This window comes from Actinoallomurus sp. NPDC052274, from assembly GCF_040679475.1.
Taxonomy (GTDB): Bacteria; Actinomycetota; Actinomycetes; order Streptosporangiales; family Streptosporangiaceae; genus Actinoallomurus; species Actinoallomurus liliacearum.
The window spans coordinates 7,109-30,388 of record NZ_JBFAUT010000025.1; the positions used below are offsets into that span (position 1 = coordinate 7,109).

Annotated in this window: 18 protein-coding genes; 13 read left to right on the forward strand and 5 right to left on the reverse strand. The window is 72.0% G+C overall.

All coding sequences use genetic code 11. From position 1 onward, the window contains the following. Positions 1–148 precede the first annotated feature (148 nt). Positions 149–1,558, reverse strand: coding sequence for a GTPase HflX (gene hflX / locus AB0K82_RS21900; protein ID WP_364399453.1), 1,410 nt, complete (start codon positions 1,556–1,558; stop codon positions 149–151). 222 nt (positions 1,559–1,780) lie between these two features. On the opposite strand from hflX, the gene aceB reads away from it, so the two are divergent. The 6 genes from aceB to AB0K82_RS21930 all read left to right on the forward strand — a co-directional run bounded on the left by aceB (position 1,781) and on the right by AB0K82_RS21930 (position 9,831). After that, positions 1,781–3,382 (forward strand): malate synthase A, encoded by a 1,602-nt coding sequence (gene aceB, locus AB0K82_RS21905; protein ID WP_364399454.1) that lies wholly within the window; start codon positions 1,781–1,783, stop codon positions 3,380–3,382. 39 nt (positions 3,383–3,421) lie between these two features. Continuing rightward, the gene (locus AB0K82_RS21910; protein WP_364399456.1) at positions 3,422–4,864 is read left to right on the forward strand and encodes an FAD-linked oxidase C-terminal domain-containing protein; all 1,443 of its coding nucleotides are present in this window, start codon (positions 3,422–3,424) and stop codon (positions 4,862–4,864) included. Positions 4,865–4,907: 43 nt separating this feature from the next. Continuing rightward, positions 4,908–6,071 (forward strand): FAD-binding oxidoreductase, encoded by a 1,164-nt coding sequence (locus AB0K82_RS21915; protein ID WP_364399458.1) that lies wholly within the window; start codon positions 4,908–4,910, stop codon positions 6,069–6,071. After that, positions 6,071–7,333, forward strand: coding sequence for a glycolate oxidase subunit GlcF (glcF, locus tag AB0K82_RS21920; protein WP_364399460.1), 1,263 nt, complete (start codon positions 6,071–6,073; stop codon positions 7,331–7,333). The genes AB0K82_RS21915 and glcF overlap by 1 nt, the downstream gene beginning before the upstream one ends. Positions 7,334–7,335: 2 nt before the next feature. Continuing rightward, on the forward strand, positions 7,336–8,967 hold the full coding sequence (locus AB0K82_RS21925; protein WP_364399462.1) for an L-lactate permease: 1,632 nt from the start codon (positions 7,336–7,338) through the stop codon (positions 8,965–8,967). Between the two features lie 120 nt (positions 8,968–9,087). Continuing rightward, positions 9,088–9,831: a hypothetical protein gene (locus AB0K82_RS21930; protein ID WP_364399464.1), complete on the forward strand. Its 744-nt coding sequence runs from the start codon at positions 9,088–9,090 to the stop codon at positions 9,829–9,831. 16 nt (positions 9,832–9,847) lie between these two features. On the opposite strand, the gene AB0K82_RS21935 is transcribed toward AB0K82_RS21930, so the two are convergent. Then, positions 9,848–10,450 carry a TetR/AcrR family transcriptional regulator gene (locus AB0K82_RS21935; RefSeq protein ID WP_364399466.1) on the reverse strand — a complete coding sequence of 201 codons (603 nt, stop codon included), beginning with the start codon at positions 10,448–10,450 and terminating at the stop codon, positions 9,848–9,850. A 121-nt stretch (positions 10,451–10,571) separates the two neighbouring features. Between AB0K82_RS21935 and AB0K82_RS21940 the strand changes: the two genes are divergently transcribed. From AB0K82_RS21940 to AB0K82_RS21970, 7 genes are all read left to right on the forward strand, one after another. Continuing rightward, complete coding sequence (locus AB0K82_RS21940; RefSeq protein WP_364399467.1) at positions 10,572–11,552, forward strand: aldo/keto reductase; 981 nt, start codon at positions 10,572–10,574, stop codon at positions 11,550–11,552. A 163-nt stretch (positions 11,553–11,715) separates the two neighbouring features. After that, on the forward strand, positions 11,716–12,396 hold the full coding sequence (locus AB0K82_RS21945; protein WP_364399468.1) for a response regulator transcription factor: 681 nt from the start codon (positions 11,716–11,718) through the stop codon (positions 12,394–12,396). Next, positions 12,393–13,904, forward strand: coding sequence for a HAMP domain-containing sensor histidine kinase (locus tag AB0K82_RS21950; RefSeq protein ID WP_364399470.1), 1,512 nt, complete (start codon positions 12,393–12,395; stop codon positions 13,902–13,904). Before AB0K82_RS21945 ends, AB0K82_RS21950 begins: the two co-directional genes overlap by 4 nt. Positions 13,905–13,934: 30 nt before the next feature. Next, on the forward strand, positions 13,935–14,210 hold the full coding sequence (locus tag AB0K82_RS21955; RefSeq protein WP_364399471.1) for a hypothetical protein: 276 nt from the start codon (positions 13,935–13,937) through the stop codon (positions 14,208–14,210). Positions 14,211–14,419: 209 nt separating this feature from the next. Further along, positions 14,420–15,652: a bifunctional glycosyltransferase family 2/GtrA family protein gene (locus AB0K82_RS21960; protein WP_364399648.1), complete on the forward strand. Its 1,233-nt coding sequence runs from the start codon at positions 14,420–14,422 to the stop codon at positions 15,650–15,652. Further along, entirely contained in the window at positions 15,649–17,760 is a 2,112-nt protein-coding gene (locus AB0K82_RS21965; protein WP_364399473.1) for a glycosyltransferase family 39 protein, read from the forward strand. The genes AB0K82_RS21960 and AB0K82_RS21965 overlap by 4 nt, the downstream gene beginning before the upstream one ends. Positions 17,761–18,045: 285 nt before the next feature. After that, a complete protein-coding gene (locus tag AB0K82_RS21970; protein WP_364399475.1) occupies positions 18,046–19,071 on the forward strand; it encodes a hypothetical protein in 1,026 nt (341 codons plus the stop codon). Positions 19,072–19,763: 692 nt separating this feature from the next. Here AB0K82_RS21970 and AB0K82_RS21975 read toward each other — a convergent pair. From AB0K82_RS21975 to AB0K82_RS21985, 3 genes are read right to left on the reverse strand one after another with little or no spacing between them, the layout of a single operon-like run. After that, positions 19,764–21,422, reverse strand: a complete 1,659-nt coding sequence (locus AB0K82_RS21975) for an ABC transporter family substrate-binding protein (protein WP_364399477.1) — start codon at positions 21,420–21,422, stop codon at positions 19,764–19,766. After that, positions 21,419–22,222, reverse strand: coding sequence for an ABC transporter permease (locus tag AB0K82_RS21980; protein WP_364399479.1), 804 nt, complete (start codon positions 22,220–22,222; stop codon positions 21,419–21,421). The genes AB0K82_RS21975 and AB0K82_RS21980 overlap by 4 nt, the downstream gene beginning before the upstream one ends. Then, a complete protein-coding gene (locus AB0K82_RS21985; protein ID WP_364399480.1) occupies positions 22,219–23,199 on the reverse strand; it encodes an ABC transporter permease in 981 nt (326 codons plus the stop codon). Before AB0K82_RS21985 ends, AB0K82_RS21980 begins: the two co-directional genes overlap by 4 nt. Positions 23,200–23,280 lie beyond the last annotated feature (81 nt).

Consider the following 23,280-nt stretch of genomic DNA (forward strand, 5'->3'; position numbering starts at 1 on the left):
TAACCCGAGTTCCCACCCCCACACCTCGCCCCCCCCCCCCCCCCGCCCCCGCCCCACCCCCCCCCCCCCGACCGCGTAATGGACGAATACGCAGGGCAGCGCCGTACGGCGGAATCCGCATTCGGAGCCCGCCGTACGGTCTTATCACTCAGGCGTGTGCGGTGACGTACGGCTCCAGCTCGCCGGCCACGCGCGCCGGCACCCGGGCGTGCAGCGCCGTGCCGTCGGGGGTGTGCTCCTGGGAGAGCACCTCACCGAGGTCGTGCACCCGGGCGACGAGGTCGCCGCGCTCGTACGGCACCAGGGCGTGGACCTCGTGGTCGCCGCGCGGGAGGCTCTCCTCGATCGCCTCGAGGAGGCCTGTCACGCCCTCGCCCGTACGCGCCGAGACGACGACGCTGTGCGGCTCACGGCGGCGGAGCCGGGCCAGGGAGAGGGCGTCGGCCACGTCGGCCTTGTTGATCACGATGAGCTCGGGCACGTCGTCCGCGCCGAGCTCGCGCAGCACCTCGCGGACCGCGGCGATCTGCGACTCCGGGGCCGCGTCGGAACCGTCGACGACGTGCAGGATCAGGTCCGCGTCGGCGACCTCCTCCAGCGTCGAGCGGAACGCCTCGACGAGCTGGTGCGGCAGGTGGCGCACGAAACCGACCGTGTCGGCGATCGTGAACGCCCGGCCGTTCGGCGTGCTGGCCCGCCGGACCGTGGGGTCCAGGGTGGCGAACAGCGCGTCCTCGACGAGGACGCCGGCGCCGGTCACGCGGTTGAGCAGGCTGGACTTGCCGGCGTTGGTGTAGCCGGCGATCGCGACCGAGGGGACCTGGCGGGTGCGACGCCGGGACCGCTTCGTGTCGCGCGCCTTGCCCATCTCGTCGATCTGGCGGCGCAGCCGGGCCATGCGGGACCGGATCCGGCGCCGGTCCAGCTCGATCTTCGTCTCACCGGGGCCGCGGCCACCGATGCCGACGCCGCCGGCGGCACGGCCGCCGACCTGCCGGGACAGGTTGCCACCCCAGCCGCGGAGGCGGGGCATGAGGTACTCGAGCTGGGCCAGCTCGACCTGCGCCTTGCCCTCGCGGCTGCTGGCGTGCTGGGCGAAGATGTCGAGGATGAGGGCCGTCCGGTCGATCACCTTGACCTGGACGATCTCTTCGAGCTGACGGAGCTGGCTCGGGGTCAGCTCGCCGTCGCAGATCACGGTGTCGGCGCCGGTGGAGATGACGACGTCGCGCAGCTCCGCCGCCTTGCCGGACCCGATGTAGGTCGCCGGGTCGGGCTTGGAACGCCGCTGGACCATGCCCTCGAGGACGTCGGATCCGGCGGTCTCGGCGAGGAGCGCGAGCTCGCGCAGGGAGTTCTCGGCCTGGGCCTCGTCGCCGTCGGTCCAGACCCCGATGAGGACGACGCGCTCGAGGCGCAGCGCACGGTATTCGACCTCGGTGACGTCGCTGAGCTCCGTGGACAGGCCGGCCACACGCCGCAGCGCCTGCCGGTCCTCCAGATCGAGCTCACCGGTCAGCGGGGTCTGCTCTGGCTCTTCGTAAGGAAAGTTCGTCATGTTCCCCCATGTCAACGCCGGAACGTCGCCGGATCTTCCCCGATGCTCCCATGCCCTGAGCCCGGAGCACACCTACTTATTCCGGACCGGCCGACGCCGTCCCGAGTGTGGGCTTCCCCGAGGGGGGAGGAGTACTCCGGCCCCGTTGACCGAGCTGCGGCGATCTTAATATCGTTTCCACTAAGCAGAAGAATAATTTCACTGTGCGAAAGGATGGCGCCGATGTCCGAACCCCAAGGCGTGGAGCTGACCGGCCCGGTCCGCGAGCGTTACGACGAGATCCTCACGCCCGAGGCGCTCGGCTTCCTCGCCGCCCTGCAGCGTGAGTTCGGCGGCCGCCGCGACGAGCTGCTGCGCAAGCGCACCGAGCGGCAGGAGGAACTGACCGGAGGCGGCACGCTGGACTTCCTCCCGAACACGGCGACCGTCCGCCATGACGGCGCCTGGCGGGTCGCCAAGCCCGCGCCGGGCCTGGAGGACCGCCGCGTGGAGATCACCGGCCCGACCGACCGGAAGATGACCATCAACGCCCTGAACTCCGGCGCCAAGGTGTGGCTCGCCGACTTCGAGGACGCGAACACGCCGCTGTGGGACAACATGGTCGGCGGCCAGCTCAACCTCCGCGACGCCCTGGACCGCACGATCGACTTCGAGACCGGCGGCAAGTCCTACCGGCTGAAGCCGGACGAGGAGCTCGCGACGATCGTCGTCCGTCCGCGCGGCTGGCACCTCGACGAGAAGCACGTCCTCGTCGACGGCACGCGGATGTCCGGCTCGCTGTTCGACTTCGGCCTGTACTTCTTCCACTGCGCGCGACGGCAGCTCGCCAAGGGCAAGGGACCGTACTTCTACCTGCCGAAGATGGAGAGCCACCTGGAGGCGCGCCTCTGGAACGACGTCTTCAACCTCGCCCAGGACCTCCTGGAGATCCCGCGCGGCACGATCCGGGCCACGGTCCTGATCGAGACCATCCCGGCGGCCTTCGAGATGGAGGAGATCCTGTACGAGCTGCGGGACCACTCCGCGGGGCTGAACGCGGGCCGCTGGGACTACCTGTTCTCCGTCATCAAGAAGTTCCGCGCCCGCGGGCGGCAGTTCCTGCTGCCGGAGCGCAACGCGATCACGATGACGGCGCCGTTCATGCGCGCGTACACCGAGCTGCTCGTGCGCACGTGCCACAAGCGCGGCGCGCACGCGATCGGCGGCATGGCCGCGTTCATCCCGTCGCGCCGCGACGAGGAGGTCAACAAGGCCGCGTTCGAGAAGGTGCGGGCGGACAAGACCCGTGAGAGCAACGACGGCTTCGACGGCTCCTGGGTCGCCCACCCCGACCTGGTGCCGGTCTGCCGCGAGATCTTCGACGGGGTCCTCGGCGAGAAGCCGAACCAGCTCGACCGGCTCCGCGAGGAGGTCTCCGTCTCCGCCTCGGACCTGCTGGCCGTGGACAAGACGCCGGGCGAGATCACCGAGGCGGGGCTGCGCAACAACATCAGCGTCGGCCTGCAGTACATCGCCACCTGGCTCGGCGGCAACGGCGCGGTCGCCATCTTCAACCTCATGGAGGACGCCGCGACCGCCGAGATCTCCCGCTCCCAGATCTGGCAGTGGCTGCACAACGACGTGAGCCTCGCCGACGGCCCCAAGGTCACGAAGGAGCTGGTGGAGCGGATCGTCGAGGAGGAGCTCGGCAAGATCCGCGAGTCGTACGGCGACGCGTTCGACGAGCAGCGGTTCGCCGACGCGGCGTCGCTCTTCACGGAGGTGGCGCTCGCCGACGACTACGTCGATTTCCTCACCCTCCCGGCGTACGAGCGGATGCCCTGACCCTCGCCGATCAGCGAAAAAAGGGCGAGGATATCTGGTATGGCACTGCTGGACGCGCTCGCGGAACGGCTCAGGGAGATCGTCGGCGCGGAGAGTGTCATCAGCGACCCGGCGGAGCTGGCCACGTACGACTGCGACGGGCTGACCTATCACCGCGCCACGCCCGGGGTGGTCGTGCTGCCGGACACCGCCGAGCAGATCGCGGCGATCGTCCGCGCCTGCGCGGACGCGGACGTGCCGTACGTCGCGCGCGGGTCGGGCACCGGCCTGTCCGGCGGCGCCCTCCCCCGTACGGACGGCGTGCTGATCGTGACCTCCAGGATGCGCCGCGTCCTGGAGGTCGACGCCGCCAACCAGCGCGCCGTCGTCGAGCCCGGCGTCATCAACCTCGACGTCACGCGTGCGGCGCGGCCGTACGGCTACTACTTCGCGCCCGACCCGTCGAGCCAGCAGGTCTGCTCGATCGGCGGCAACGTCGCGGAGAACTCCGGCGGCGCGCACTGCCTGAAGTACGGCTTCACCGTGAACCACGTCCTGGCCTGCGAGGTCGTCACGCCGGACGGGGAGATCGTCGAGCTGACCGAGGGGCCCGGCTACGACCTGCTGGGCGCGTTCGTCGGCTCGGAGGGCACGCTCGGCATCACGACCAAGGTCACCGTACGGCTCACGCGCCTGCCGGAGACCGTGCGCACGCTGCTGGCCGGGTTCGACTCGATGGAGCGGGCCGGCGCGGCCGTGTCGGCCATCATCGCCGACGGGGTGGTGCCCGCCGCGATCGAGATGATGGACGCCCTGTCCATCGAGGCGGCGGAGGCCGCGGTGAGCTGCGGCTACCCGCCCGGCGCGGGCGCCGTGCTGATCGTCGAGCTGGACGGTCCCGCGTCGGAGGTGGACGCGCAGTTCGAGCGGGTGAAGGAGCTGTGCGCGGAGGCGTTCGAGCTCCGGGTCGCCGCCGACGACACCGAGCGCGCGCTGATCTGGCGGGGCCGCAAGTCGGCGTTCGCCGCGGTCGGGCGGATCAGCCCGGACTACATCGTGCAGGACGGCGTCATCCCCCGGACGATGCTGCCCCAGGTCCTCGCGCGCATCGACGCGATCTCGCGGGAGCGCGGCGTGCGCGTCGCGAACGTCTTCCACGCCGGCGACGGCAACCTCCACCCCCTGGTGCTGTTCGACGGTTCGGAGACGGGCGCGGGCGAGCGCGCCGAGGAGGTCTCCGGGCGGATCATCGACCTGTGCATCGAGCACGGCGGGTCGATCACCGGCGAGCACGGCGTCGGCATCGACAAGGCCAAGCACATGCCCCGGATGTTCACCGCCGAGGACCTGGACACGATGCAGATGGTGCGGTGCGCGTTCGACCCGGCCGGACTCTGCAACCCGGGCAAGGTGTACCCCACGCCCCGGCTCTGCGGCGAGGTCCCCGGACGGCGCAAGGGCGTGCATCCGCTGGTGGAGAGCGGAAAGGCGGACCTGTTCTGATGGCGCCTGTGCTGATGGCGGACGCACTGCCGGCGGTTCTTCGATGACCGCCCTCGACGACCTCGCGAAGGCGTGCGAGGTCCGCCCGGGCGAGGCGGGCGACGCCGTACAGGGACTGACGCCGTCGTACGTCGCCGCGCCCGCGACGGTCGCGGAGGCGGCCGACCTGATGCGGGCCGCCGCCGGACACGGGCTCACGGTCGTGCCGCGCGGCGCGGGCACCAAGACGCACTGGGGCGCGCCGCCGGACGGCTGCGACCTGCTCGTGGACACCCGCCGCCTCGGCCGGATCGTCGAGCACGCGGCCGGGGACCTCGTCGTCAAGACCGAGGCGGGGCTGGCCCTGGACGACCTGCGCGCGGTGCTCGCGGGCGCGCGGCAGCAGCTCGCCCTCGACCCGTTGCCGCCGGGCGGCACCGTGGGCGGGGTCCTGGCGACCGGGACCGCCGGGCCGCGCCGGCTGCTGTACGGCTCGGCGCGCGACCTGCTGATCGGCATCACGGTCGTCCGCGCCGACGGGGTCGTCGCGCACGCGGGCGGCAAGGTCGTGAAGAACGTCGCCGGATACGACCTCGGCAAGCTGTTCACCGGGTCGTACGGGACGCTGGGCCTGATCGTCGAGGCGGCGTTCCGGCTGCATCCGGTGCCGCGCGCGGCGGCGTACGTCTCGGCCACGGCCGCCGACGCCGCGCAGGCCCTCGACATGGCCCAGGCCCTCCTGCACTCGGCGCTGGTACCGGCCGCGATCGAGGTGGACGGCCCCGGTCCGATCACCGTGGCGGCGCTGTTCGAGGGCGTGCCGGACGGCGTTCCGCCCCGGGCGGAGGCGGCGCGGAGCCTGATCGGCGGCCGGATCGGTGAGAACCCGCCGGATTGGTGGGGCCGGCTCCCCGACGGTGAGGTCCTGGCCGAGATACGGGCCCGGCCCACCGCCCTCGCGGACCTGCTCACCGAGCTCGAGGGCGCGGCGCGGATCCGCGGGTCGGCGGGGCGCGGCGTGTGGCACGTCGCGCTGCCCGCCGACGGCGCGGACGACGCCCTGCGGCGGCTGCGCCGCCACGGCACGGCCGTCGCGCTCACGGCACCGGCGGGCGCACGACTCGACCGGTGGGGCCCGATTCCCGCCTTGTCGCTGATGCGGCGGGTCAAGGACCAGTTCGACCCCGAGCACCGGCTGGCGCCGGGCCGCTTCGCCGGAGGTGTCTGATGGAGGAGTTCCGGAGGCTGCTCGACGACTGTGTGCACTGCGGGTTCTGCCTGCCGACCTGCCCGACGTACGTCCTGTGGGGCGAGGAGATGGACTCCCCGCGCGGCCGCATCCATCTCATGGACCAGTTGGAGCGCGGCGGTCCGCTGACCGCGTCGACCGTCGAGCACGTCGACCGCTGCCTCGGCTGCATGGCGTGCGTGACCGCCTGCCCGTCCGGGGTCCGCTACGACCGGCTCATCGAGCTGACGCGGGCGCGGGTCGAGGACGACCGGCCGCGGTCGCGCGGGGAACGGCTGCTGCGCGAGCTGATCTTCGCGGTCTTCCCGTACCCGCGTCGGCTGCGGGCGCTGCGCGGGCCGCTGCGCGCGTACCGTCGGCTGCCGCTCGACCTCGGGCCGCTCCTGGAGCGGGTCTCCCCCACCCTGGCGGCGATGGAACGCCTGGCGCCGCCGCCCGCCCGGCACGTGCGCCTGCCGGAGCGCGTCGCCGCCCGCGGTGCGCGCCGCGCCGTCGTCGGGATGCTCACCGGATGCGTGCAGCGGGAGTTCTTCCCCGGCGTGAACGCCGCCACGGCCCGCGTCCTGGCCATGGAGGGCTGCGACGTCGTCGTCCCGAAGGGCCAGGGCTGCTGCGGTGCGCTCTCGCTGCACAGCGGGCGGGCCGAGGAGGCGAAGGCGTTCGCCCGCGCGACGATCGAGGCGTTCGCGGACGTGGACGTCGTCGTGGTCAACGCGGCCGGGTGCGGGTCGGCGATGAAGGACTACGGCGCGGTGCTGGCCGACGACCCGGAGTGGGCCGAGCGGGCGGCGGCGCTGTCCGCCCGGACCCGCGACCTCGCGGAGTTCCTGGCCGAGCTGGGGCCGCGCGCCACCCGGCACCCGCTCGAGCTGACGGTCGCCTACCACGACGCGTGCCACCTCGGGCACGCGCAAGGGGTCCGCGCGCAGCCCCGGCGGCTGCTCGGCGGCATCCCCGGCCTGGAGATCCGGGAGGTCGCCGACCCGGAGATCTGCTGCGGATCCGCCGGCGTCTACAACCTGCTGCAGCCGGAGGCGGCGGGCGAACTCGGTGACCGCAAGGCGCGGAACGTCGCGGCCACCGGCGCGGACCTGCTCGTCGCGGCGAATCCCGGCTGCACCCTGCAGATCACCACCGCGCTGCGCCGCCAGGGGCAGGAGCTCCCGGTGGCCCACACGGCGGAGGTCCTGGACGCGTCCATTCGGGGGATCGGCAAGGAGTCGTTTCTCTCCCGGAGGTGAGCGTGTTCCGCCAAGTGCTGGATCCCGTCGCGCATTCCCTCGCCTGGAGTTCGCTGGTCGCCGCGCTGCCGCTGCTGACGCTGTTCGTGCTGCTCGGCGTCGTACGGATGCGGGCGTGGACCGCCTCTCTGACAGCCCTCGCCGTCGCGCTGCTCGTGGCGGTCTGGACGTACGGCATGCCGGTCGGCCAGGCGGTCCTGGCCGGGACCGAAGGGGCGGCGTTCGGGTTCTTCCCGATCCTGTGGATCGTGATCAACGCGATCTGGGTCTACACGATGACCGTGCAGACCGGGCACTTCGACGTGCTGCGGCGGTCTTTCGCGCGGGTCAGCGACGACCAGCGGATCCAGGCGATCATCATCGCGTTCTCCTTCGGCGCGCTGCTGGAGGCCCTCGCGGGGTTCGGCACGCCGGTGGCGGTCACCTCGGTGATGCTGATCGCGCTGGGGTTCCGGCCGCTGAAGGCGGCGGTGCTGGCGCTGACCGCGAACACCGCGCCGGTCGCCTTCGGGGCGATGGCCACCCCGATCCTCACGCTCGGGAAGGTGACGTCGCAGTCGAGTGACACGCTCGGCGCGATGGTCGGGCGGCAGACACCGATCCTCGCGCTGTTCGTGCCGCTCGTGCTGGTGAGCATCGTCGACGGGCGCCGGGGCCTGCGGCAGACCTGGCCGGTCGCGCTGGTCTGCGGGGTGGCGTTCGCGATCGCCCAGTACGCCACGTCGAACTTCGTGTCGGTTCCGCTGGCGGACGTGGTGGCCTCGCTGGTGTCCGTGGCGGCGGTGGTCGCGATGGTACGGCCGCGGTCGCGGGCGAGCGGCCGGGCGGTCGTGGCGGGCGGCGCGGCGGACGAGCCGACGCCGGAGTTCGCGGAGCGGGTGGCCCGCCCGGACGACCACCGGGAGGTCCTGCGGGCCTACCTGCCGTACGCGACGATCATCGTGGTGTTCGTCGTCTGCCAGATCACGGCGGTCAAGAACGCCCTCGGCGAGGCGACTCAGACGGTGCGGTGGCCCGGTCTGCACCTGAAGAGCGCGGCGGGTGGAACGCTTTCCCTGCCGACCTTCACGCTGAACTACCTGACGTCTCCGGGCACCCAGATGCTGGCCGCCGGACTGCTCACCATGATCATTTTGCGGATATCGGTCCGCGGCGCGCTGCGCGCCTATCGCGACACCCTGGTGCGGCTGCGGTGGGCGATTCTCACCGTCATGCTCGTCCTGGCGCTGGCGTTCGTGATGAACGCCTCGGGACAAACGATCACCTTGGGCACCTGGATGGCGGGCGCCGGGGGATTCTTCGCGTTCCTGTCCCCCGTCCTCGGCTGGCTCGGGACCGCGGTGACCGGCTCCGACACCTCCTCGAACTCCCTGTTCGGCGCCCTGCAGGTGGCCGCCGCGGGCCGGGCCGACCTGTCTCCGGTGCTCCTGGCGGCCGCCAACAGCTCCGGCGGCGTGCTGGGCAAAATGGTCTCCCCGCAGAACCTGGCGATCGCCGCGGCGGCGGTCGGACTGGACGGCCGGGAGGGCGACATCTTCCGCCAAGTGATCATTTGGAGTCTGATCTTTCTGGCCGGGATGTGCGTGCTGGTCCTTTTGCAGGCCGGCGTCATTCTGTCGTGGATGGTGCCCTGACGAACGGTCATCGTCGCGGTAATTCTCGCTTCCGACCTGCTTTGCTATCTTTTGTCGCCTGCAAACGATCGACGCGAGGCCGAGTCTCGCTCGCGTACAGGCACCGAACCGGGATGATCAATGCCAGCGAGCCACCGCTCACATCGACGGAAGAAGGCCGGGAACGCCGCCCGTCTCGGCATCGCGAGCGGTGTCACCGGCGTCGTCGGAGTGGCCGCCGTGGCCGGATTGATCTTCGCCGTCCGGTCGCACGAGAACCACGCCCAGCACGATCCGGGCACCGTGGCGGCGGCCAGGACCGACGCCGCCGCGGCGGGGACCTCACGCGGCCGGACCCTGGCCCAGCTCAAGCCCGGCCCGAAGCTCGACCTCACCACGCCGGACGGCTACACCTACTCGATCGCCGCGGTGGACTCCGGCACCGCCGACAAGCCGCTCGCCGGGACCAGGACACCGCCGCCGGACGGAGCGACGCTCGCCTACGTCGACTACGTGATCACCAACACCGGCACCCGGCCCGCCCTGCTCGACTTCCCGGCCGACCTGTTCGTCAAGCGCTCGGTCCTGCCGGCGAGCGTCGCGAGCACGGGCCGGTGCATGCCCCAGCCCGGCGCTCCGACGGACATGTGCACGCTGCCCGACACGACGCAGGTCGTCGACACACTGGGGTTCCCGGCGCCCCCGTCCCAGGACGGCGACCAGTTCATCCCCGCGGGCGCGAGCTATCTGGTCAGGGTCGCCACCGACATGGGCGTCGACAAGGGCGTCCAGCGGAACGACCTCGGGCTGTACGTCTGGAACCCGCGCTTCGTCACCGACCGGCAGGCCGTGAAGGTGGAGTTCCCGCCGGCCGCCGGGTCCTGACGGCGCTCACCGCTCGTCACAGGCGGTCGGGGTGTGGGGTGCCCGCGCCGCGCAGCAGGGTGTCCACGACGAGCGTGGCGAGGGCGTCGGGGTCCTTCCCGTCCGGGTTCTGCGCGGCCTGGTGGATGAGGGCGTAGTAGACGCGGCGGATCCACGGGATATCGACGTCAGCGCGCATGACGCCCGCCTCCCGGGCCCGGCGGAACAACCGCTCGCACGTCTCCCGCACCTCGCCGTGGAGCCGCGCCACCTCCGGATCGGCCGAGGACGCCTGGCTCGTCGCGAATCCCCAGCCGGCCTTGACGCCGAGGACGTTCGCGGTCGTCTGGTAGAGGGCGACCAGCGGCGGAGCCGTGTCCGGGTGCGCGGCCTCCACCGCCGTGGCGAAACGCCGGGTGGCCCACACGGCCAGGGCGTCGATGAGCGCCTCACGGGTGGCGAAGCGCCGGTGCACGGTGGTGCGGGCGACGCCGGCGGCCTCGGCGATCTGCTCCATCGTGGCCCCGGGATCGCGGCTGAGGGTGCGCTCGGCGGCCTCCAGGATCGCCGTCATCGTCCGCTCGGCGTCCGCGCGTAGCGGCCGAGCGCCGGCGGATGTCGACTGCCGCTGCGTCTTCATGGAGAAAGCATACGACAGCGTCACGGTTCACGCTGTACTTGCATCATCAAAGTTGCAAGTTGTAGCTTCATCGCGTCCTTGTTGATGCGACTAGTGACGCCTCCCCGAAAGGTTGGAACACGTGGAGTACACCCGCCTCGGCCGCAGCGGCCTCTCGGTGTCCCGGCTCGTCCTCGGCACCATGAACTTCGGATCCCGAACGTCCGAAGAGGACAGCCACGCGATCATGGACCGGGCGCACGAGCACGGCATCAACTTCTTCGATACCGCGAACTCCTACAGCGAGGGCGGTACCGAGGAGATCATCGGGCGGTGGTTCGCCCAGGGCGGCGGCCGGCGCGATCAGACCGTCCTCGCCACCAAGGTCTACCTCCCGCAAGGAGACGGCCCCAACGAGAACGGGCTGTCCGCGCTGCACATCCGGCGCGCGGTCGACGCCTCGCTCAAGCGCCTGCGGACCGACCACATCGACATGTACCAGATGCACCACATCGACCGGGACACGCCGTGGGACGAGATCTGGGAGGCCTTCAGCGTCCTGCGCCAGCAGGGGAAGGTCCTCTATTTCGGCTCGTCCAACTTCGCCGGCTGGCACATCGCGCAGGCGCAGGAGGCCGCGCGATCCCGCCACTTCCTCGGGCTGGTCAGCGAACAGTCGATCTACAACCTGATGTCGCGCTGGGTCGAGCTGGAGGTGCTGCCCGCCGCGCGGGCGTACGGGCTGGGCGTGATCCCGTACTCGCCGCTGCACGGCGGAGTGCTCAGCGGCGTCCTGCGCAAGCAGCGTGAGGGAGGCGCCGTCCGCAGCGGCTCGGGGATCTGGGCCGCCGCGTTCGTCGAGCACCGGGACTCCGTCGAGGCGTACGAGAAACTGTGCGCCGACCTCGGCGAGGACCCGGCCCACGTCGGCCTCGCCTGGCTGCTCGCCCAGGACGGCGTCACCGGACCGATCATCGGCCCGCGAACGGCCGACCAACTCGACGGTTCCCTGCGCGCCCTGCGGATCACGCTCGACGACGACACCCTCGCCACGCTGGACGAGCTCTTCCCGCCGCCCGCCCCCAACGGCGCCAAGCCCGCACCCGAGGCGTACGCCTGGTGACCCCGACCCGGCGCTGATCGCCGCGCCTCCGGCGACCAGCGCCCGGCGTGTCTCGGCCGGCGGATCGCTCCGGAGCTTTGAACGGGCTGAAAGTTACATGAAAAAAGCGCCCGCTGACCGTCGCCCCGGTTCGCGCAGGTCCGAGCGCCGGTACCGTCGGATCGTGCGCATCCTGGTCGTGGACGACGAACCCGCCGTCCGAGAGTCGCTCGCCAGCAGCCTCGCGTTCGAGGACTACGAGGTCGAGACCGCCGTGGACGGGCTGGACGCCCTGGAGCGACTCGACGCCGTCAAGCCCGACCTGATCCTGCTCGACATCCTCATGCCCCGCCTCGACGGCCTGACCACCTGCCGTCGGCTACGCGGCCGCGGGGAGACCGTACCGGTCCTCATGCTCACGGCACGGGACACCATCGGCGACCGGGTCACCGGTCTGGACGCCGGGGCCGACGACTACCTCGTCAAGCCGTTCGAACTGGACGAGCTGCTGGCCCGGGTCCGCGCGCTGCTGCGGCGCAGCGCGCTCACCACCCGGCCGGCGGAGGAGCCCGGCGACGTCCTGGAGTACGCCGGCGTGCGGATGAACACGCTGACGCGGGAGGTCACCCGGGACGGCCGCGCCCTCGGCCTGACCCGTACGGAGTACACCCTGCTGGAGATGTTCCTGTCGCACCCGCGTCAGGTGCTCACCCGCGAGCAGATCCTCGAGACGGTCTGGGGCTTCGACTTCGAGCCCGCCTCCAACTCCCTCGACGTCTACGTGATGTACCTGCGGCGCAAGATGGGCGAGCCCCGGCTCATCCACACTGTGCGCGGTGTCGGGTACGTCCTGCGCGAAGCATGATCTCCCGGTTGTCGCTGCGGGCGCGGCTGGCCGTGCTGACGAGCCTCGCCGTGGCCGTGGCGGTCGCGGCCTGCGCCATCGGCTGCTGGTTCATCGTCCGCAGCCAGCTCGTCGAGCAGCTCGACCAGTCCCTGTCCAGTCCCAGGTCCGGCTTCGGCGGCGGGCCGCCGGGCGGCGGCCAGGGCGGCCTGCCGCGTCGGGACATCGACCCCGTCACCGAGATCTGCGGGCAGCCGGCCCGGAACGGCAACGACCGGATCCGGGACTTCCTGCCCACCATGCAGGTGGTACGGGCGGACGGCACCTCCTGCAACCCGCAGGACACCACCGACCCGCTCGTGTCGACGACCAGTGACGTGGACGTCGCGAAGGGCCTGCGCAACCTGGTCCGCCGCGACGGCCGTACCCAGAGCGGCACCCCGATGCGGATCTTCACCCACCGCGACCCGAGCAGCGGGGTCGCGGTGTCGATCGCCAAGCCCCTCGACCCGATCAACGAGAAGCTCGACAGCCTCGCCGTGGTCCTGGTCATCGTCTCCGCCGTCGGGGTCGTCGGCGCCGCGACCGCCGGCCTGCTCATCGCCCGCGCCGGGCTGCGCCCCGTCGACCGGCTCACCGCCGCCGTCGAGCACATCGCCCGCACCGAGGACCTGGCCACCACGATCCCGGCCGACGGCCACGACGAGATCGCGCGGCTGAGCCGGTCGTTCAACAGCATGACCCGCGCGCTCGCCAGCGCGCGCGAACGCCAGCAGCAGCTCATCGTCGACGCCGGGCACGAGCTGCGCACGCCGCTGACCAGCCTGCGCACCACCGTCGACCTGATGCTGCGCAGCGAGACGACCGGCCGACCGCTGCCCACCGCGGACAAGCAGAAGCTCCTCGGCAACGTCAAGGCACAGCTGGTCGAGCTCACCCACCTCGTCGGCGACCTGCTCGACCTGTCCCGGGCCGAATCCGCCGCCGACGCCCGTGTCGTGGAGGAGGTCGCCCTGCACGATGCCGTCGACAACGCCGTACGGCGGGCGCGGCTGCGCGGCCCCGGCCTGCGCATCGAGGCGGACGTCTCTCCCTGGTACGTCCGCGGGCACGCCGCCTCCCTCGAACGGGCGGTGGTGAACCTCCTCGACAACGCCGTGAAGTTCAGCCCGCCGGACGGCACCGTCGCCGTACGGCTGAACGGCGGCGAGCTGACCGTACGCGACCAGGGGCCGGGCATCCCGGCCGAGGACCTGCCGTACGTCTTCGACCGCTTCTGGCGCTCCCCGTCCGCCCGCGGACTGCCCGGGTCAGGGCTGGGCCTGGCGATCGTCGCCCGCGCCGTCGCGGAGGCGGGGGGCGAGGTCCGGCTGGGGCCCGCGGAGGGCGGCGGGACCCTGGCGTGGCTCCGCCTGCCGGGGTCCGCGACGTCGCCACAGCGCCCGGAGCTGAGCCGCGACGAGCCGCGGGTCGGCGTCGGCGAGGCAGGCGGCGGCACCGGCGGCGAAGACGCTGGTGGCCGGGGCTAGCGGGGCGACGACCAGCAGCAACGCGCGCGGATGGCCGACGGCCACCCGGCGCACCCGCTCGCCGTCGGGGTGCCCGAGGACGACGCAGTCCGGGTCGGCGACGACGGTCGAGACCTCGATCTCCTCGGGCGTCAGCTCGGCCAGCAGCGCCGCGTCGACTCCCGGGCCGGCGACGAGCACCCGGAACACGGAGACGTCGTCTCCCCGGTCCGGGCGCCCCGCCCGCACCGTCGCGTCCGTTTCGCCCGTCTGGACTGTTACATCCGCGTTCCCGGACGGCGTCATGTCCGCCCCCTTTCGTCCTGATTCCAGGGTGCCGTCCGATGCTCAGCCCGGCGTTTGCGAACCATGAGAGACGGATGAGAGCCGGTTTCTCATCCCCCCTTAACAGACGACTAAGGCGGCTCCCACGATGAGTGGCGAGCTTTGTCTCCATGACCGAGCTGACGACCTCCGTGGAGCCCCCGGGGTCCGGGCCGGCGCACGGCGCTGCCGTACGTTCCCGGCTCAGCCTCATGGGGCGTCCTCTGGGACTCACCGACGAAGACCCCCGCGACCCGCTCGTCGAGGTCGCCATTCCCGTCTACAACGAACAGCACGTGCTCGCGGCCAGCGTGCGTCGGCTGCACACCTACCTCCGCGCGACCTTCCCGTACCGCTTCGTCATCACGATCGCCGACAACGCGAGCACCGACGGCACCTGGGACGTCGCCCAGCGGCTGGCGCTGGAGATCCCCGAGGTGGACGCCGTGCACCTGGACCGCAAGGGACGCGGCCGGGCCCTCCGGCACGTGTGGAGCACCAGTTCCGCCGACGTGGTCGCCTACATGGACGTGGACCTGTCCACCGACCTGGACGCGTTCCTTCCGTTGATCGCGCCGCTGGTCTCCGGGCACAGCGACCTGGCGATCGGCACCCGCCTGTCGCGCGGCTCCGCCGTCGTCCGCGGGCCGAAGCGGGAGTTCATCTCCCGCACCTACAACCTGCTGCTGCGGACGACGCTCGCCGCGCGTTTCTCCGACGCGCAGTGCGGGTTCAAGGCGGGCCGTACCGAGATCGTGCGGGCCCTGCTGCCCGCCGTCGAGGACGAGGCATGGTTCTTCGACACCGAACTCCTGCTGCTCGCGGAGCGGAACGGCCTGCGCATCCACGAGGTGCCCGTGGACTGGGTCGACGACCCCGACAGCCGCGTCGACGTCGTCCACACGGCGGTGGACGACCTGCGCGGCATGGCGCGAGTCGCCCGCCGGGTCCTGTCCGGCGCGTTCAACGTGCCGGTCCCCACCCGAACGCGGGAGGCACAACTGCCGACGGGGATGCGCCGCCAGTTGCCGAGCTTCGCGGTGATCGGCGTCATCAGCACCGTCGCCCAGCTCGCGCTGTACGCGCTGCTGCGGCTCCTCATGCCGGTGGTCGCCGCGAACGTCGTGTCGTACTTCCTGGCCGCGATCGCCAACACCGCGGCGAACCGCCGGTTCACCTTCGGGGTACGGGGCCGCCGGCGCGCCGTACGGCACCAGTTGGAGGGCGGCGTCGCCTTCCTCGTCGGCCTGACCATCAGCACCGCCGGACTGGCCGCGCTGAACGCCGCCTCCCCGGACGCGCCTCGCCTCGTCGAGGTGGGCGCGCTGTTCGCCCTCAACCTGTTCGCCGCCGTCGTACGCTTCGTCCTGCTGCGCGCCTGGGTCTTCCACCCGCGCCGCGCCGCCCAGGGATCGGAGCCCGTCCTTCAGGAGCAGTCCCGGTGACCACCCAACTGTCCGAACCCATCGACGCCTGGCAGGCGCCGCCCGAGAGCCGGCTGAGACGTCTGGCGCTCGGTCCCGCCGGGGACCCGCGCTGGGCCCGCCCCGCGTTGTGGGCCGTCCTCGCGCTGGCCACCGCGCTGTACGGCTGGGGCCTGTCCGAGGGCGGTTACGCGAACGATTTCTACTCCGCCGCCGTCAAGAGCGGCACCCAGAGCTGGAAGGCGTTCTTCTTCGGCTCTCTGGACGCGGCGTCCTTCATCACGGTGGACAAGCCGCCGATGGCCCTGTGGGTCCAGGAGATCTTCGGCCGGATCATGGGATTCGGCACGTGGAGCCTGCTGCTGCCCGAGGTCGTCATGGGCGTCGCGGCGATCGCCGTCGTGTACGCGACCGTCCGGCGGGCCTTCGGGCCGGTCGCGGGCGTCATCGCCGCGCTGGTCATGACGCTCACGCCGATCACCGTGGCGATCAACCGGGACAACAACCCCGACACGTTGCTCGTGCTGCTGCTGGCCCTGGCCGCGTGGGCGTGCCAGCGTGCGCTGGAGTCCGGGCGGCTGCGCTGGCTGCTCGCCTCGGCGTTCTTCGTCGGCTGCGGGTTCAACACCAAGATGCTGCAGGCGTACATCCTGCTGCCCGCGCTGGCACTCGTCTACCTGCTGTTCGCCCACGGCGGCCTGCTCCGCCGGATCGGGCACCTGCTGGCCGCCGGAGTCGTCCTCGCGGTGTCGAGCTTCTGGTGGCTGGTGATCGTCGACCTGATCCCCGCCAGCAAGCGGCCCTACATCGGCGGTAGCACGGACGGCACCGCCTGGGACCTCGTCATCGGCTACAACGGCATCGGCCGGATCACCGGCAATGAGGGCGGCGGGCCGGGTGGCGGGAAGATGCCGAGCGGCGGCGGCCGCGGCGGCCCTGGAGGCGGCGGAGGCGGCATGTTCTCCGGCCAGTCCGGCATCGGGCGGATGTTCAACGACATCCTCGGCGGCCAGATCTCCTGGCTGCTGCCGCTGGCCGCGCTCGTGGTGGTGGCCGGGCTGGTCCTCTACTGGAGGCGGCCGCGCACCGACCTGGCGCGGGCGGCGCTGGTGATGTGGGGCGGCTGGCTGGCCCTGCACTTCATGGTGTTCAGCTTCGCGAGCGGCATCATGCACCCCTACTACACGACGGCCATGGCCCCGGCGATCGCCGCCCTGACCGGCATCGGCGCCGTCGAGCTCACCCGCGCCCGCCGGCGCGGCGGGGCCTGGCCCTGGATCCTGCCCCTGGGCGTCGCGGCGACCGGCGCCTGGGCCTTCGTCCTCCTGGGGCGTACGCCGGACTGGAACCCGTGGCTGGCCTGGGTGATCGCGGGCCTCACCGTGGTCGCGGTGGTCGGCCTGCTCGCCACGCGCCTGGGCCCCGGCGCCCTCGCCCGGTTCGGTGTCCTGGCGTCCGTCATCGGCCTGGTGGCCGGGCTCGCCGGGCCGGCGGCCTTCGCGATCTCCGCCGCCGGCAGCCACGCGAACGGCAGCAACCCGACGGCCGGCCCGAACTCCGGCGGCATGGGCTTCCCTGGGCGCATGCGCGGCGGAATGCCGGGCGGCGGACAACTGCCCGCCGCCATCCGGGAGCGGATGGCGGAGAACGGAGGCTTCCCCGGCGGTGGGTTCCCCGGCGGCGGAGCACGCGGCGACGCTCCCGGCGGCCGGGTGCCGGGCGGCCAGAGTGGCCCGGGCCAGGGCGGCGGCCCGGGCATGGGCGGGGAGGCGAACTCACAGATGATCTCGTACCTGGAGAAGAACCAGGGCGGCGCCACCTGGCTCGTCGCGGTCAGCAACTCGCAGAGCGCGGCCTCGATCATCCTGCAGACCGGCAAGCCGGTGATCTCCATGTTCGGCTTCGGCGGCAGTGACCGCGCCATGACGGCGCAGAAGCTCCAGGAACTGGTCAAGGCCGGCAAGCTGCACTACGTGCTGACCGGCGGCGGTTTCGGCGGACGCGGCGGTCCCGGCGGCGGTAACTCCGAGGTGACCTCGTGGGTCACCAAGAACTGCACCGCCGTCAAGGCCACGGAGTACGGCGGCTCCGCGCAGAGCACCGAGTCCTCCCTCTACCGCTGCGGCTGACAGCGGTCACGGGCCCGGTGCCTCCCCCGCCGGGCCCACGGCCGCCGCACCACCCGTCTCCCCTCAACCGGCGAAGGCTCGGCAAGGACGAGAGCGGGTGGTGATCCGTGAGTTCGGTGAGCGCCCCTCGCGCAGGAGCAGACAGACAACGGCCGACTCAATAAGATCGCCGATACAGCCGAACAAACCAGATCCAACCCCGGCTCTGCCGGAGTCACGCCATGAACGCGGGCGGGACGCCGACGGCCGGGGCGGCTGCCCGGACCTTCGAGACATCCCGCTTGCGTGGACGAGAAGGTCCAGATGCAAGTTCCGAACAAGACCGCCGGATTCCGCGAAAAGCCAGGACGCGGTTTCGCCGCCGGCATCTGCAACAACGCGCTTGGGTTGCTGGGGGGCGGTTTCACCAAGGAAGTGACACTCACCGTTTCGCGCCCGTTACCGGGGGCGGCGGTGGAAACGGTGGCCGGAGCATTCCTGTTGATGCTCATGGCCTACCGCGATCGTGCGGCGGACCTCGTGTTCCGTCGTGGACGGTCGACCGCCGCACCGAGCAGGTCGCCTCTCACCCAGGCGATGGTCATCAACATCATCCTCACCGGGGTGACCATCGGCACCACGAAAGCGATGCGGACCGTCTCGCTGGTGACGGTGTCGGTGGGTGTCATGAGCACTTTGAGCATGGCGGTTCCACTGGCCCTGTACGGCATCGAGGCCTGGCGCGAACGCCATCGCTGGACCGCGATCCTGGTCCCGCTGGTGACACTGGCCGGGGTCGCGCTCATCACCGGTCCCCAGACCGGGGACGTGGACCTGGCCGGAGCCGGTTACGCTCTCGCTTCCGGCGCCATCAACATGCTCCACGCGGTGTTGGTCGGGCGACTGTTGTCAAGCGGTGCTCTGACACAGAAGCAGGCCGACCGGGTGGGGCTCAAGGCGTTCGCCTGGGCGACCTTCCTCGGCGCGGTGATCCTGAGCGCCTGCGCGGCGTTCACCGGCGGCGCTTTCGGGTCGTTCCTGCATTGGCGGGTGGCCGCAATGATGATCGTGGGCGCCTTCCTGTTCGGCACCCTTCCGAGGATGCTGTACGCGGTGGCCCGCAGGTCCCTGTCGCTGGGCAGTTTCGGACTGCTCGGCGCCACCATCCCCCTGTTGGCTCTGCTCGGGGACATGGCCGTCTACCGGCGGCTCCCAACCGCCTCCGCGGCCCTCGGCATGGTGACGATCATGTTCGTCGCAGCCTGGATCGCCTGGCTCAAAGGCCGCGCCCAGCGGTCTGTGTCCAACCGTCACGGCGCCCCCGCGCCGTGACCCCACCGGCGGTGGGGGCCTGCGCCCCCACCGTTCGTCCACCGGCCGCACGCGACGAGCGTCTCGCGACGCTGCCCGGTGTCCAGCGCCTTTGCTCGTCCTACCCGTTCCTGGTCCGCTTCTCCCGAGCCGTGCGCCCGCCCTCGATCGCGAGGTCGCAGAGCGCGGCGCCCCCGCGCCCGCCGCGCTCCCACGTCCCCTCAGACCACCAATGGTCGGCAAAGGACGGCGGCGGGCGGCGATCCGTCCCCTTTTCTCCCGTTCTCTGATCGCGCTCGCCGAGCCTTCCGCACGCCCCCGAGGTCCGCGCCGTCGAGTCCGGCTACGGTCTGCTGTGCGCGAACCGACGCGTTCCGGCGCCGAGGGTCCATCGCGTCCCCTGACGAGGCGAGGGCCAGGGCCATGAGTACGCGTTGATGACCGCCCTGGTCAGCTCCTCAGGATCCGCGGCCTCGACCAGCCGCCATCCGCCTGACGTGTTCACGAGCGCCCACCACACCCCGGTCCACCGGCCGAACCAGAACACCAGGCCCGGAAATCGGCGACGCAGCACTGCGGCCGAATCGGCGCTCACCACCTCTCGGCTGGTGCCGCATCTCGGTTCTTGATGTCGCGCTGCCAGACGAGTACTCGTGATCACTGGCGGATGCTGCTGATAGAACGCAGTAATCGCAAGGGATCACACGGTTCGGCTATCTACGGAAGCCGATGTCGGACCAGACAGGGTCGCTGAGGCCGAAGGCGCCCCAGTTGGCGAGAGAACTCCGAACCGGGACGATCTGGGGGCGCTGGTACAGCGGAAGTGAGTGCATCTCGTCCCAGATCATGCGGTCTGCCGCGTTCGCCGCGCGCCGGGCGCGGACGGGATCAAGCTCACCGACGGCCTGAGCCAGTATCCGGTCCAACCCAGCGGAGCCGATGCGGGCGAGGTTCTGCTGGACGACGCCGCCGCGCGGCCGGGCGTACACCGACTCCAGGTTCGAGATGGGGTACGGCGTGCCGTGCCAGGTGAACGGGGCGATGTCGAAGGCGCCGGGCAGGAGGTACCGGTCGAAGAAGTCCCCGTCGGGCACCGGATGGAGCAGCAGCCGCACACCCACCGGGCGCAGCATCGCCTGGATCAGCTCGCCGCTCTGCCGGCTCGTCGTCGCGCTCTCCGGGAAGACGAAGCGCAGGGTGAGCGACCGGCCGTTCTTCCGGCGCGACTCCCCGGCCGGCGCCCAGCCCGCACGGTCCAGCAGCCGCCGGGCCTCGGCGGGGTCGTACGCTCCCGCCCGTCCGGCGTTGTCCTGGTAGCCGCGCTGGGTGTTCACGTACACGTGGTCGTCCATGACCTCGGGCCGTCCCGGAAGTCCGTGCAGCGCCGACCGGGCGACGGTGGGACGGTCGATGGCCATCGCGACCGCCCGGCGCACGTCCGGATCGGACAGGATCGGTCCGGCGCCGTTGAAGGTGAGCTGGGTGAAGTCCGGGCCGGCCGCCCGGCGCACCGACACGCCGGCGGTTCCCTTGAGACGGGCGTACGCGGCGGCGTCCGGTCCGGCGTCGAAACCGTCGATCTCGCCGCCGAGCAGGGCGCCGGGCATGGCGTCGCGGGCGAGGTACCGGAAGACGATCCGGTCGAGCTTTGCGCGGCTCCCCCACCAGGCGGGATCCCGGACGAGCGAGATCGTCTGCGCGGTCCGGTCGACGTGTTCCAGCCGGAACGGGCCCGCGGTGACCGGGAGCCGGTTCAGCCACGCGTGGTCCCAGCGCTCCGGCGTACCGATCGTCTCGGCCGGATAGAGCGGGCTGAACAGCTCGGGCCACTCGCCGAACGGCCGGGCGAAGGTGACCACGACCTGCCGGTCCCCGGCGCCGCGCTCGACGCTGCGGATCCGGTCGTACCCGGTGGACGTGGCGATCGAGAAGGCCGGGTTCCTGCCGCGGGTCGCCCGCCACAGGGCCTGGAAGTCGCGGTAGCCGATCGGCGTGCCGTCGGACCAGCGTGCCTTCGGGGCGATGTCGTAGACGACGACCTGGCGCGGCCTCGTACGGGCGACTCTGACGCGGGCGAGGTAGTCCGGGTTCGGGTGCACCGTGCCGGTGGCGTCGGCGCGGAACAGCCACGGCAGCGTCGCGCGCAGCACCGTGACCGCGTCGAGGTTCGGCCCGCCGAGGTGCCAGTAGTTCCACTGGGTGCGGAACTCTCCGGCCGCCAGCCGCAGGGTGCCACCGTCCCGGACCGCGTCGCGCGGCACCGGCCCGATGTCGTACGGGGCGAGCACGGACGGCCCGCCGGGACGGGTGCCGCCGCAGCCGACGAGGGTGATCAGGACGGCGGCGCTCAGCGCCACCCGCATGAGGGTCATCCGCGCTCCCGGAGCGAGGGGGGACCCAGCAGGCCGGCGCCGGCCAGGTCGACGGCGAGCAGGACGAGGATCAGCAGGCCCACCGGAGGCAGGAACAGCCAGGGGAAGACCGTCGCTGAGGGGGCTCCGTCGGCGAGGAGCGTGCCGAGGGAGACGTCCGGTGGGCGGACGCCGAATCCGAAGTAGGACAGGCCGGACTCCGCGACGATGGCGGCGCCGGTGTTCAGGGTCGCGTCGGCGAGCAGCAGCGACACCAGATTCGGCAGGAGATGCCGACGGACGATCATCCAGGCGGGGGCGCCCAGCTGACGTGCCGCCAGGACGTACCCCTCCTCGCGCAGGGAGCGGGTCGCGGCCCGGACCGCTCGTGCCGTGACCGGCCACAGCAGGCCGGTGAGCAGGAGGGCGGTCCCGGCCGTGCCCGCGACGACCGGCGACGCCACCGCGGCGATCAGGAACGGCGGGAAGATCAGGAACAGGTCGGTGCCCCACAGCAGCAGTCGGTCCGGCCATCCACCGAGGTACCCCGCCATGGCGCCGGTGACGGCCGCCAGGCTCGTGGCCCCGGACGCCACCAGCAGGCCGATCACGAGGGACCGGCGCAGGGCGCGCAGCGTGACCGCGTACACGTCGCGGCCGGCCGGCGTCGTGCCGAGCCAGTGCGTCACCGACGGCGGCTCGCCGAACGCGGTCACGTCGACGCCGGTCCAGCTCCACCGGGTGAGGTACGGACCGGCGTACGCGGCCGCGCCGAGCAGGGCGAGCAGCGTCAGGCCCGTCAGCCGCCGTCCGTGTCTCACATGCGGGTCCGCGGGTCGAGGGCCGCGACGGCGAGGTCGGACAGCAGACCGGCGCCGACGACCACGGCGGCGGCGAAGCAGCAGTACGCGGCGACCGCGTTGACGTCGCCGCGGTGGACCGAGTCGATCAGCCACTCGCCCATGCCGTGCCAGGCGAAGACCTTCTCGGTGCAGGCCGCGCCGGCGAGGAGGGCCGCGCACCCGTACGCCGACAGCGGGACCACCGGGATCACGGCGACGCGCAGCGCGTGCCCGGTCAGCGCCCGGCGACGGGTCAGCCCCTTGGCGACCGCCGCCCGTACGAACGCGGCACCGGCGGTGTCCCGCAGGGTGCCGCCGAGGTAACGAGTGAGGACCGCCGCCCGGCCGAGGGCGATGGTCAGAGTCGGGAGGATGAGGTGCCGACCCCGCTCGGTGACCCCGCCCAGGGATCCGCCCCGTCGGCCGGGGGTGTACTCCCCCGTCCAGGCGAAGATCCTCGTTCCGGTCCGGGAGTTGAGCCACTGTGCCGCGGCCTCGGCGACGACGGCCAGGACGGCCACGGGGACGGCGAGCACGGTGAATCCGCCGACCGCGATGAGGCGGTCGAGGAGCACTCGCCGGCCCATCGCGCCGACGAGAGCGAGCCCGGCCCCGAGGACGTTGCCCAGCAGCACGCCGGCCAGCAGCAGACGCAGGCTCACGCCGACTCGCCGGCCCATCTCCTCCGCCACCGGGGTGTCGTCCACGGCGACGCCGAAGTCCCCCCGTACGACACCGGACGCCCACGTGAGGTAGCGCATGGGCAGGGGCGTTCGGCCGTCGGCGTTCAATCGTGCGAGCCGTGCCTCGACGGCGGCGCGCGGCGGTCGCGGAGTCCGCGCCTCCAACTCCGCCCGCGGATCGAGGGCCGTCGCGGCGAGGAGATAGGCGAGGCTGACCGCGACGGCGAGAAGGAGCACCTGACCGACCGACCTGCGCAGCAGGACGCCCGCCATGCACACCTCCTCCGCGCGCGCCAGAAATGACCCGACCACGTGACGTTATCGATCGGTCACGTTCCGCGCAGGGAGTCGGTG